Source organism: Azospirillum sp. UFLA03-27, assembly GCF_059803775.1.
The window spans coordinates 1-11,583 of the sequence record NZ_JAUQTX010000212.1 but is presented as its reverse complement, the minus strand read 5'-3'; the positions used below and the strand labels follow the sequence as shown (position 1 = coordinate 11,583).

The window sequence follows — 11,583 nt, the reverse complement described above, 5'->3', positions numbered from 1 at the left end:
GCGTATAATCGTCGGCAGCGTCAGATGTGTATAAGAGACAGGTCGGTGACCGAGCCGACCGGCAAGACCACCGGCATCGCGCCGGGCTTCCTGCACACCGAGGGCGGCCAGATCATGGACAGCAGCGGCAAGGCCGTGAAGCTGACCGGCGTGAACTGGTTCGGGTCCGAGGGCTACGCCTTCGCGCCGCAGGGGCTGTGGATGGACAGCTACCAGAGCCACATGAACCAGATGAAGGATCTGGGCTTCAACACCATCCGCCTGCCCTACTCCGACGCGATGCTCGACAACGGCCGCATGCCGACCGGCATCGACTATTCGAAGAACCCCGACCTGCGCGGCAAGACCTCGCTGGAGGTCTTCGACAAGATCATCGATTACGCCGACAAGATCGGCATGAAGATCATCCTCGACCACCACCGCTCCGGCGACGGCGCGTCGGCCAACGAGAACGGTCTCTGGTACACCAGCCAGTATCCGGAATCGAAGATGATCGAGAACTGGAAGATGCTGGCGACCCGTTACAAGGGCAACGACGCCGTCATCGGCGCCGACCTGCACAACGAGCCGCACAACCCGGCGACCTGGGGCGACGGCGGCCCGAACGACTGGGCCCGCGCCGCGGAGCGCATCGGCAACGCCATCCAGTCGGTCAACAAGGACTGGCTGCTGATCGTCGAGGGCATCGAGACCTATCAGAACCAGTGGTACTGGTGGGGCGGCAACCTGCTGGGCGAGAAGAACTACGAGGTCAAGTTCAACACGCCGGACAAGCTGGTCTATTCGGTCCACGATTACGGCCCGTCGCTCTACATGATGGACTGGTTCAAGGCCGGCAACTTCCCGAACAACATGCCGGCGAAGTGGGACCAGATGTGGGGCCACTTCATCCAGAATGACGAGACCCCGATCCTGGTCGGCGAGTTCGGCAGTCGCATGGAAACCGCCATTGACAAGGCGTGGATGCCCAAGCTGATCCAGTACATGAACGGCGACTGGAACGGTGACGGCAAGATCGACCTCGCCGCCGGCGACCAGGGGGCGAGCTGGACCTACTGGGCCTGGAGCCCCGGTTCAGGCGACACCGGCGGCATCATGAACGACAGCTGGAAGGTGGACTACAACAAGTACAACGCCATCAAGCCCGGCCTGTACAGCAGCACCGCCGCCAGCCCGGTCACCACCGACGCCGTGTTCACGGTGAAGCTGTCCCAGGCCTACAACCAGACGGTGACGGTGGACTACGCCACGGCGGACGGCACGGCCAAGGCCGGGTCGGACTATCTGGCGACCAGCGGCAAGCTGACCTTCGCCGCCGGCGAGACCACCAAGACGGTCGCCGTCAAGGTGCTGAGCGACGATGTGACGGAGGGCGTCGAGACCTTCAACCTGAAGCTCTCCAACCCGACACAGGCGACCATCGCCGACGGGACCGGCATCGGCACCATCAACCCGCCGGGTTCCGCCCAGGCCCTGTCGGCGGACCTGCTGGCCCACAGCCTGGCCCAGGACACGGCGACGGTGCAGTCGGTGGGCGTGCAGTCCGCGCTCGACCTGTCGGCGATCGACTTCTCGCACATGATGACGGTGGACGCCGCGAACCTGCTGCTCGAGCATCAGGCCGCGTAACGACCGCGAAAGCGGACCATGAGGAAGGGCCGGCGGATTGCTCCGCCGGCCCTTTCCTTTTCAGAGCGGGCGCTTTCAAGACGCCGATTGCAGGCGGCGGACGCGGCCCAGCAGCAGCTTGCCCAGCATCGCCCGGCCCGCCGATCCCATGCCCGGGCCGAACACCGCCGCTGCCAGGAACACCAGCACCAGCACCACCTTTTCCGCTGTGAAGGCCGGGTCGACCTCGGTGCCGAACAGGTACCAGCCTGCCGCATAGGCGAAGGCCGCCGGCACCAGGATCCAGCCGATCCGCACCGCGTTCAGCGGCACCTCGTCGCGGCAGATGCGGCGGCGCACCGTCTCGGTCAGGGCGATCTGGAAGACCTCGCGCCCGAGGTTGGCCAGCGCGGCGCCGAGCAGGCCCCACTGCCAGACCAGCGCCAGCGCCAGGGCCGAGCCCACGGCGAGGCTGGCCGCGGAGATCCAGGGCAGCACGCCGACGCGCTTGGCCTTCAGGATCGCCACCTCCGGATTCATGCGCACCCCGTGCAGCACATAGGCCAGCACCAGGAAGGGCATGCTGGTCAGCACCGGCGTGTAGTCGGCCGACGCGATCAGCCAGAGGATCTCCGGCGCGGTCAGCGCCAGCCCGAGCCCGGCCCCGGTCAGCAGGACGACGAACAGGTGGAAGACGAAATCCGCCTGGCCGTGGTCCGCCGCGCCATGCTGGGACTCCAGCCGGCTGACCGACCAGATCTGCAGGAAGGAGGCGGTGAGGAACATGAAGAGGATCTGCGACAGCCGCATCCCGAAGGCGAACAGGCCCACCGCCGCCGTGGACAGCAGGATGTTCAGCAGCCAGCGCGAGACGAAGTTGTTGGCGATGTCCAGCAGCGACTGCGGCGCGTAGGGCAACCCCAGCGCCGCCACCCGCTTCAGGATCGGGAAGGAGAAGGAGAAGCCCGTGTCCTTCAGGATCGCCACCACCAGCAGGAGGCCGAGCGCCAGGAAAGATGCGCCGTTCGCCAGGAAGATGCCCTCCACCCCGAGGCCGAGCGCCCACAGGAACAGCAGGTTGAAGGCCAGAAGGGCCACCACCTTGGCCAGCGACACCAGCAGGCACAGGCCCGACCGCTTGCGCGCCCGGTAGTAAGCCAGCGCCAGCTCGAACAGGGTGGTCAGGGCGACGCCGGCGAGCGCAATCGCCATCACCGCCGCATGGCCGGTGTCGCCGAACATTGCCCAGCTTCCCGCCATGCCCAGCGGCCAGGCCAGCCCGACCATCGCCACCGACGTGCCGACCACCGCCAGCAGGCAGGTGCTGGCGACGCGGCGCCGGTCGCCTTCCTCGGCGTGTTCGAAATAGACGGCGGTGAAGGCGTTGTTCATGCCGATCATCAGCATGACCGCCAGCAGGTCGGCGACCACCACCACCAGCGCGTAGACGCCGAATTCGGAAGGGCTGAGAAGCCGGGTGTAGAGCGGCAGGAGCAGAAGCCCGGCAGCCCGGTTCACCACGTTGGCCAGCATGAACAGCCAACCGTGTTTCAAGATCGTCGCTGCTTCGGACGCCATCAGGAACTCCGCCTAGAACACCGGTGGGGCGGCACTGCCGCACCCGCGAACGCAATTCCGATGATTGGAACCGGACCGGGACGTTTCAATTTCGCGTTGGTGCCGTCGTCGTCCTCTTCGGACTTATCCCGATGGCAACCTGTGCCCCCACCCCGACCCTCCCCCGCCACGCAGGGGAGGGAGATTACTGCCAAGCAACGGCAGTCCCCTCCCCTGCGATAGCGGGGGAGGGTAAGGGTGGGGGCAAGACCCAGCGGGCAATCCACCCACCCTGCGAGGGCACTCCACCGTGATCAACGGGGCGTTGGAGACACTATCTCATCCGAAATCGCCGATCGGTTTCTTATGGGATACGTCCGCGCCACCGTCTCGGCGGGACAGGCAGACCAACTCGGGACATGCCGCCACCGCCCGGCGCCGCACCCCACCATAGGGGACGCGGAACATCCCCCGAATACCTCCAATTTGCGGGAAGGAAAGGGGTAGCTGGGGAGCGGCGGTGGCAGCGCCGCCACCGATCCGGATGATCCGGACGAAGTCACCCACTTTCCTTAATCTCTTCAAACTCACCCAGGGGAATCCATTCTGGATGTAAGGGGTATCGCCGCTGGCCGAGGAGGCCTCTTGTGATTTGTTGATTGACGGCAGCCTTTATCCTAATTCGTGGAGAACAGCGCAACCTTCTGATCTGTCTGCACAGAGGCGGAGAAAGCGCTGATATTTGTGTGTCTTTCTGAACACAGAAAGACTCAAAGAAAAAGCTGATGAGAAACCGTCTTTCGCTGCGGCGCGTTAGGTCAGGCGCGAGACGGATGACATTCCGTTTCACACATAAATGGGACCTGCGATGAGCAAACTCGACCCAGAAGCGGTCATCAATCTGGCCCCGGTGAAGAAGACGGCCATGCCGACGGTGGGACCCGGGCTGCTGTTGGCGCTGTCCGACGGCTTCATGCTCGCCCTGCTCGGCTGGACGCTCATCCAACTGTTCGGAAGCGACACCCTGACCCCGGAAGCGGACCTGTCGCAGCGCGCCCTGGTCACCGGCCTGATGCTGGTGCCGCTGGTGAAATCGGTTTTCGGAATTTATTCGCTGGGCCGCTTCGACTATCTGGAGCGCACCCGCCGCACCTTCCAGGCGGCTCTGCTGTCGGTCGCCGTGCTGGCCGTGCCCTTCATCGTGATGGACGGCTTCCGCTCCTTCTTCGTGGAGGCGCTGTCGGTCGCCCTGATCGGCTTCGCGATCACCTACGCCGCCGACCTGCTGCTGGTGCACGGCCTGATGGCCAGCGCGCTGAACTGGCGCACCCCCGTGGTCATCGTCGGTGCCGGCCCGCAGGGTGCGGCCATCGCCGAGAAGCTGCAGCGCCTGCCCTGGCTCGGGATGCGTCCGGTCTGCTTCTTCGACGATGACGACACGCTGTGGCAGACCCGCGTCGCCAACCTGCCGGTGGTCGGCTCGACCGACCTGCTCGCCAAGTCCCCGGCCTACGCCCAGCAGGCCCAGGCCGCCATCGTCGCCGACATCGGGCGCCACAAGAACGAGCTGACCGCCCTGGTCGAGCGGCTGCCCTTCAAGCAGGTCTACTGCCTGCTGGGCGAGGGCAACGTCAGCGCGGTGGACGCCACCTACCACAACCTGCACGGTTCGCTGGCCCTGCGTGTCTCGGTCCGTCCGCCGACCAGCTACCTGCGCATCCGCCGCGCGCTGGACATCCTGCTCTCGGGCATCCTGCTGGTGGCGGTGGCGCCGCTGATGCTGGGCATCGCCGCGGCGATCCGTCTGGACAGCCCCGGCCCGGTCATGTTCCGCCAGAAGCGCTGGGCCGGTGGCGACAAGACCTTCGACGTGCTGAAGTTCCGCTCGATGCACATCAACGCGGAGGAGCATCTCCAGCGCTTGCTGGAGAACGATCCGAAGATGCGCGAAGAGTACATGACCTACCACAAGCTGACCTACGACCCGCGCATCACCCCGGTCGGCCGCTTCCTGCGCAAGACTTCGCTCGACGAGCTGCCGCAACTGGTGAATATCCTGATGGGCGACATGAGCCTGATCGGCCCGCGCGCTTACATGCCGAAGGAACTGCCGGAGGTCGGCGCCTCCGCGGACGTCATCGGCTCTGTCCGTCCGGGCCTGACCGGCTACTGGCAGGTGTCGGGACGCCACCGCACCACCTTCCAGGAACGCGTCGCCATGGACGTCTTCTACGTCCGCAACTGCGGCCTGCTGTTCGACTTCTACATCCTGTGCAAGACCGCGGTGATCGTCCTCAAGGGCGACGGGTCATGACCCTGCGGCGCCCCATCCAGGCCCCTCTTCCCACCCGGGAGAGGGGCTTTCCCTTTTCTGGGGTCCATTCCGGACCTGGGCTGCATATGCCCTGCGGGACCCGCAAGATCGGGGTGGGTGGCCCAACCGGAGGTAGCCCCGACGGGGACGGCCTCCTTAGGCCTAATGCCTCCGCCCGGCTACAGGTCCGGGCATCGGGTTGGCATCTTCAGAGAACGATGCGGTGCGCCCGTCATGGGCGTTCACTGCCATAGCAGCCCTTTTCACCGGAACAGCGGCCCCATGAAAGTCCTCGAAGTTCTGGAAAAGAGCATCACCGTCTTCTGCATCGTCTCGTTCGGCGGGTCGGTGCTCCCGGCGCTGCTGACCGGCGGCGGCACGACCGATCCGGACGCGCCGGGCGCGGTGATCTACTTCATGGCCGTCTACGTCATGATCCTGGGCTTGATCGCGCTGCGGCCCAGCCTGGCCTTCCGCATCCCGACGGGAAGCCCGGCGGTATCGCTGATCGTGGCGCTGGCCTTCCTGTCGGCCCTGTGGTCGATCTACCCGGACGTGACGCTGCGCCGCGCGGTGGCCTTCCTGTTCACCACCGCCTTCGCCGTCTATCTCGCCCTGCGCTACACCTTCCCGGAGATCGTCCGGATGCTGGCGACGGGCCTGTCGATCCTGATGGTGCTGTCCTACGCCTCGGTCTTCGCCATGCCGGCGGTCGGGCTCGACCACGAGCAGCATGTCGGCGCCTGGAAGGGCATCTTCTGGCAGAAGAACGTCACGGGCCGCATGATGGTCTGGCTGGTGCTCTGCCTGCTCTGGCTCGACTGGACGCGCGAGGGCAAGCGCTGGGTGGTCCGCCCGCTGCTGCTGATGGCTCTGCTGCTGATCGTGATGAGCCGGTCGGGCACCGGCTTGGTGACCTCGATCCTGGTCGCCGGCCTTCTGCTGTTCAGCGGCTTCGTGCGCGGCGGCATCCGCAGCTTCGCGCCGGCCATGGCCTTCGTCCTGCTGGTCGCGGTGGTCGGCATCACCAGCGGCACGACCTTCTGGCACGACATCCTCTACATGCTGGGCCGCGACCCGACGCTGACCGGGCGCACGGTGCTGTGGGAACACACGCTGATGTCCATCCAGGACCGCTTCCTGCTCGGCTGGGGCTACGGCGCCTACTGGTACGGGGCCTACGGTCCGGGCAGCACCTTCACCCAGGGCTGGGGCATCAACTCCGCCCACAACGGGTGGATGGAGGCATGGCTCGACCTCGGCCTGCCCGGCGTGATCCTGACGGCAATGCTGATGGGCCGCCTGCTGATCCAGGGCTTTGGCGCCATCCGCTACAGCGAGAACCGCGCCGAGCCCGCCTGGATCTTCACCGTCGGCTGCGCCCTGCTGCTGATCTCGGTGTCGGAGAGCGTGTTCCTGGAGCGCCATTCCCTGAACTGGATCGTGCTGGTGATCGCGGTGACCCGTCTCGTGCAGCGCCGCCGCTGGGCGAAGATGCAGGCCCGCATGCAGGACCAGCAGCAGGCGTACAACGCCGGCTTCGCCAGTTCTTCCCCTTACGGAACCTCCTACGGCGGGCCTCCGGCCGCCGGCTGGAGCGGTCCGGCCCGGCCCGGCTGACGGAAGGAGGCCCCCTCATGTTCCGCCCCCCGAAATTTCCGTCGCGACAGAAGGTAATGTCATGACGTCCCCACACGAGATGGTCACCGTCGTCATCCCCACCCGCAACCGGCCGGACATGGTCGCGCGGGCCGTGGAGAGCGCCCTGGCCCAGACCTACGCCCCGCTTGAGGTCGTCGTCGTGATCGACGGGCCCGACCCCGCCACCGAGGAGCGCCTGAGGGCGTTCGGCGACCCGCGGCTGACCGTGATCGCGTTGGAACAGAACCGCGGCGCCGCCGGCGCCCGCAATCTGGGCGTGGACCGCGCGAAGGGCGCCTGGATCGCCTTCCTCGACGACGACGACGAATGGATGCCGGGCAAGATCGCCCTGCAGATGGCCGCCCGCCCGCCCGGCGTGCGCTATCCGATCATGAGCTGCCGCTGCAAGGTGGTGACAGCCCGCGGCGACTTCGAATGGCCGCGGCGCCTGTGCACCCCGCGGGACCGGATTGGCGACTATCTGTTCGTCCGCCACGGGCTGTTCAAGGGCGAGACCTTCGCCCCCACCACCACCCTGCTGGCTCCGAAGGCGCTGCTCCAGCGCCAGCCGATTCCGAAATCGGCCTTCGACGACTGGGAGTGGCTGATCTCCTGCGGGCAGATCGAAGGCTGCGCCCTGGTGACCGTGCCGGAGGTGTTGGCGATCCACTACACCGAATCCGACCGCATCACCCTGTCGACCTGCCACAACATCGACATGGCCCTGAACTGGGCGGAGTCGGTGCGGCCCCGGCTGTCGCCCCGCGCCTACGCCAGCCTGCTGCTCCAGGCCACCGGCGGGGAGCAGGCGGCACGCACCCCGGCGGTGCGCAAGCGCATCCTGAAATCGGCGCTGCGCGACGGCGCACCGACCCCGATGGCGCTGACCACCTTCCTGATGCATTCGCTGATGCCGGTCGGGCTGCGGCGCCGGCTGCGTCAGGCCATCTTCTCGGCTCCCGGCGCGGCGTGAGGGCAGAATGGGTTTGATCGACAGGGGTTTCCGGCGCAAAAAGGCGTCCCGCGCCTGCATTGTCTTCGCCACCCCCGGCGCGCTCGACGGCGGCGGGGGGATCGGGCGGATGACGGGCTACATCGTCGACGCCTTCCGGAACAGCCCCGCCGCCCCGGAAACCGTGGTGCTCGACACCCGCGGCACCGGCAGCGCCCTTCTGTCGCCGGTCTATCTGGCCGGCACGCTGGCGCGGCTGGGCGCCCTGATGCTGCGCCGCCGCCCGTCGGTCGTGCACATCAACGTGTCGGAGAACGCCAGCGTCTGGCGCAAGGCGGTGGTCCAGCTCTTCGCCGGCCTCTTCTCCTGCCCCACGGTCGTGCATCTGCACGGCGCGTCCTTCATGGAGTATTTCGACAAGGGGCCGGTGTCCCGCGCGATCAGCCGCTGGCTGTTCGACCGCTGCGGCATCGCCCTGGTGCTGGGCGAGAGCTGGCGGAACTTCCTGGTGCAGTCGGTCGGGACGGACCCGCACAAGGTGCGCGTGCTCTACAACGCGGTGCCGGACATCGGCGCCGACCTGCCGGTCCGCGCGGCGCCGCCGGAGGGGGCGATCGTGTCGCTCCTGGTGCTCGCCAACCTGTCGGAACGCAAGGGCATAGGCACGCTGCTGCGCTCCTGCCGGCTGATGAAGGACCGGGGCTTCCGCTTCCGCGTGACCATCGGCGGCGGCGGCGACGTCGAGGGCTACCGCCGCATGGCGGCGGAGCTGGGCGTGGACGGCGAATGCCGGTTCGAGGGCTGGATCTCCCGCGAGCAGGCGCACGCCCACCTGCGCGACCACGACATGCTGCTTCTGCCCTCGACCCACGAGGGGTTGCCCATGGTGATCCTGGAGGCGCTGTCAACCGGCATGCCCGTCGTCACCACCCCGGTCGGCTCGATCCCGGAGGTGCTGACCGACGGGGAGACGGCGCGCATCGTCCCGGTCAACGACCCGGAGGCGCTGGCCCACGCGGTCCGCGACCTCGCCACCCGGCCGGCGCTCTACGCGCGCCTGTCGGCGGAGGGGCGTCGGCTGTTCCTGGAGAAATTCGTCATCGAGTCCTATGGCCGCAGCCTTCAGGACATCTATGCGGAGCTGAACCGCCCCGACGCCGTTCGGCGCCCCTCGCTGGGGGCACTGCCCGACGCTGCGGCGGCCAAGCCATCGCTGACCCGCGCGGGCCGACAGTAAGAACCCATTTTTCCCGTGGGGTCCTTTAATTCCTTCCTCCCTGAAGCTTCGCGAGGGGAGCGCGACAGTCAGGAGCGGATATGATCTACATCGTTTCACCCGGCGGCACGCTCGAAAAGGGCGGCATGGGGCGAATCGTCGACAACTTCACGACGGACTTACGAGAGAACCGCCCCGACGTGAAGTTCGAGGTGATCGACAGCTACGGGCCGAACGCGAAATTCCATCTGATGCCCTTCTACTTCGCCGCCGCGCTGCTGCGCCTGTTCGGCTGCTTCGCGACCGGCAAGGCCCAGCTCGTGCACATCCACATGGCCGAGTACGGCAGCGTGCTGCGCAAGGGGCTGATCGTCGCCATGGCCTCGCTGTTCCGGGTGCCGGTCGTTCTGCATCTGCACGGCGGGCGTTTCCCGAAGCATTACGAGGACGCCAAGCCGCTGTCCCGCTGGGCCATCCGCCACATGATGGAGATGACCAGCGAGGTGGTGGTGCTGGGCGAATACTGGCGCAACTGGGTGGTCACCACCTTCCCGGCCGTGCGCCGCGCGACCCTGCTGCACAACGCCGTGCCGGGACCGGAGACGATCCCGGAGCGCGCGGAGGACGGGCCGGTGCGCCTGCTGTTCCTCGGCCGCCTGATCAAGCTGAAGGGCATCGACGTCCTGCTGGACGCCCTGGCGTCGGAGACCTGCCGCAGCCGCTCCTGGCAACTGACCATCGCCGGCGACGGCGACCTGGAGGCCTACCGCGCGCAGGCCAAGGCGCTGGGGTTGGGGGAGCGCGTGCGCTTCACCGGCTGGCTCGACCAGACCGGCTGCCGCAAGGAGCTGGTGCAGGCCCATGTGCTGGTCCAGCCCTCCATGTTCGAGGGGCTGCCGATGTCGGTGCTGGAGGCCATGGCCAACGGTCTGACCATCGTCGCCACTCCGGTCGGCAGCGTGGGCGACGCCATCGCCGATGAGGAGACCGGCCTGCTGGTGCCGCCGGGCGACCGGACGGCCCTGGCCGAGGCGCTGGCCCGCGTGATCGACGACGCGGAGTTGCGCCGCCGGCTGGGCGAGGGCGCCCGCCGCCGCTTCGAACGCCAGTTCGACATCGCCGTCTACCGGGAACGCATCGTGGAGATCTACCGCCGCAACGCCCGCGGTTGGATGTCCGAGCCGGCGCCCACGGCATCCATCGGGCCGCGCCGGGCTCGCTCCGGCTGACGACCCCGCCGATCCGGGCCCGGTCCGAACCGGGCCCGTCCTGCCTTTCAACCGGTCCGCAACCGCCTTGCCAGCCGTGAACAAAGGACCGGACACACAGCAGAGGTCCAATCCCCATGAAGCAAGCCATCGCGGCCGGAATCGTGCGCTGGACGGGAGTCGGTGCCCTGTTCCGAAATCTGTTCGCGCGCCGGAACGTGACCATCGTCGTGTATCACGATCCGGACCCGGAGGTGATGCGCGCGCACCTCGCCTGGTACGCCGAACGCTACAGCTTCACCACGCTGGACGCGGTGGCAGACGCGCTGGAGAGCGGGCGGTGGGGCGACCTGCCGCCCTATCCGCTTGTCGTCACCTTCGACGACGGCCACCGCAACAACGCCCGCCTGGAACCCCTGTTCAAGGAATTCGGGGTGCGTCCGACCATCTACCTGTGCAGCCGCGTGGTCGGCACCGCCCGCCCCTATTGGTGGAAGACCGCCGCCGCCGGGCGAATCGGCACCGAGACGCTGAAGCGCCTCCCCGACCCCGAGCGCCGCCGCCGGCTCGCCGAGGCCGGTGACGATCCCGACCTGGAAGGCGCCGACCGCCAGTCGCTGACCTGGGACGAGGTCCGGCATCTGGCCGCCGTCACCGATTACGGTGCCCACACCCGCACCCACCCGATCCTCCTGCAATGCGACGACCAGCGCTGCGCTGAGGAGATCGCGCTGTGCAAGACCGAGCTGGAGGAGGCCACCGGCCTGCCCTGCCGCCATTTCGCCTTCCCCAACGGCGATTTCAGCGACCGCGAGGTGGCGATCATCCGGCAGGCCGGTTACCGCACCGCGCGCACCATCGATCCGGGCTGGAACGGCCCGAAGGCCGATCCGCTGCGGCTGCACGCCGTGCCCATTTCCGATGACGCCGCGGTGGACTGGCTGTCGGTCCAGGTGACCGGAATCCCGGCCTGGCTGCGCAAGCGCAAGAACGGCGGCAGCGCGCCGAACCCCGCCCCGACGCACGGCGATCCGCTACCGGCGGCGTCTGTCTCTTATACACATCTCCGAGCCCACGAGACTATAAC

The 11,583-nt window shown here is 67.5% G+C and carries 8 protein-coding genes; 7 read left to right on the top strand and 1 reads right to left on the bottom strand.

Going from position 1 to position 11,583, the window contains the following annotated elements; translation table 11 throughout:
* On the top strand, positions 1-1,629 hold a 1,629-nt coding region (locus Q4I23_RS24765), incomplete at its 5' end, for a cellulase family glycosylhydrolase (protein ID WP_498527977.1).
* 75 nt (positions 1,630-1,704) lie between these two features.
* On the opposite strand, the gene Q4I23_RS24760 is transcribed toward Q4I23_RS24765, so the two are convergent.
* The gene (locus tag Q4I23_RS24760; protein WP_454017176.1) at positions 1,705-3,186 is read right to left on the bottom strand and encodes a lipopolysaccharide biosynthesis protein; all 1,482 of its coding nucleotides are present in this window, start codon (positions 3,184-3,186) and stop codon (positions 1,705-1,707) included.
* A gap of 847 nt (positions 3,187-4,033) precedes the next feature.
* Here Q4I23_RS24760 and Q4I23_RS24755 point away from each other — a divergent pair.
* The 6 genes from Q4I23_RS24755 to Q4I23_RS24730 form a co-directional block, all read left to right on the top strand.
* A complete protein-coding gene (locus Q4I23_RS24755) occupies positions 4,034-5,479 on the top strand; it encodes an exopolysaccharide biosynthesis polyprenyl glycosylphosphotransferase (protein ID WP_454017177.1) in 1,446 nt (481 codons plus the stop codon).
* Between the two features lie 282 nt (positions 5,480-5,761).
* Complete coding sequence (locus Q4I23_RS24750) at positions 5,762-7,099, top strand: O-antigen ligase family protein (RefSeq protein ID WP_498527976.1); 1,338 nt, start codon at positions 5,762-5,764, stop codon at positions 7,097-7,099.
* Between the two features lie 61 nt (positions 7,100-7,160).
* The gene (locus Q4I23_RS24745; protein ID WP_498527975.1) at positions 7,161-8,093 is read left to right on the top strand and encodes a glycosyltransferase family 2 protein; all 933 of its coding nucleotides are present in this window, start codon (positions 7,161-7,163) and stop codon (positions 8,091-8,093) included.
* A gap of 7 nt (positions 8,094-8,100) precedes the next feature.
* Positions 8,101-9,309, top strand: a complete 1,209-nt coding sequence (locus Q4I23_RS24740; protein ID WP_498527974.1) for a glycosyltransferase family 4 protein — start codon at positions 8,101-8,103, stop codon at positions 9,307-9,309.
* 80 nt (positions 9,310-9,389) lie between these two features.
* A complete protein-coding gene (locus tag Q4I23_RS24735) occupies positions 9,390-10,517 on the top strand; it encodes a glycosyltransferase family 4 protein (RefSeq protein ID WP_498527973.1) in 1,128 nt (375 codons plus the stop codon).
* 116 nt (positions 10,518-10,633) lie between these two features.
* Positions 10,634-11,583: polysaccharide deacetylase family protein (locus Q4I23_RS24730; RefSeq protein ID WP_498527972.1), on the top strand; the 950-nt coding region annotated here is incomplete at its 3' end.

Coding starts and splice junctions, on each gene's coding strand:
- Q4I23_RS24740 (WP_498527974.1), top strand. CDS start 8,101: ATGGGTTTGATCGACAGGGGTTTCCGGCGCAAAAAGGCGTCCCGCGCC.
- Q4I23_RS24735 (WP_498527973.1), top strand. CDS start 9,390: ATGATCTACATCGTTTCACCCGGCGGCACGCTCGAAAAGGGCGGCATG.
- Q4I23_RS24760 (WP_454017176.1), bottom strand. CDS start 3,186: ATGGCGTCCGAAGCAGCGACGATCTTGAAACACGGTTGGCTGTTCATG.
- Q4I23_RS24745 (WP_498527975.1), top strand. CDS start 7,161: ATGACGTCCCCACACGAGATGGTCACCGTCGTCATCCCCACCCGCAAC.
- Q4I23_RS24755 (WP_454017177.1), top strand. CDS start 4,034: ATGAGCAAACTCGACCCAGAAGCGGTCATCAATCTGGCCCCGGTGAAG.
- Q4I23_RS24750 (WP_498527976.1), top strand. CDS start 5,762: ATGAAAGTCCTCGAAGTTCTGGAAAAGAGCATCACCGTCTTCTGCATC.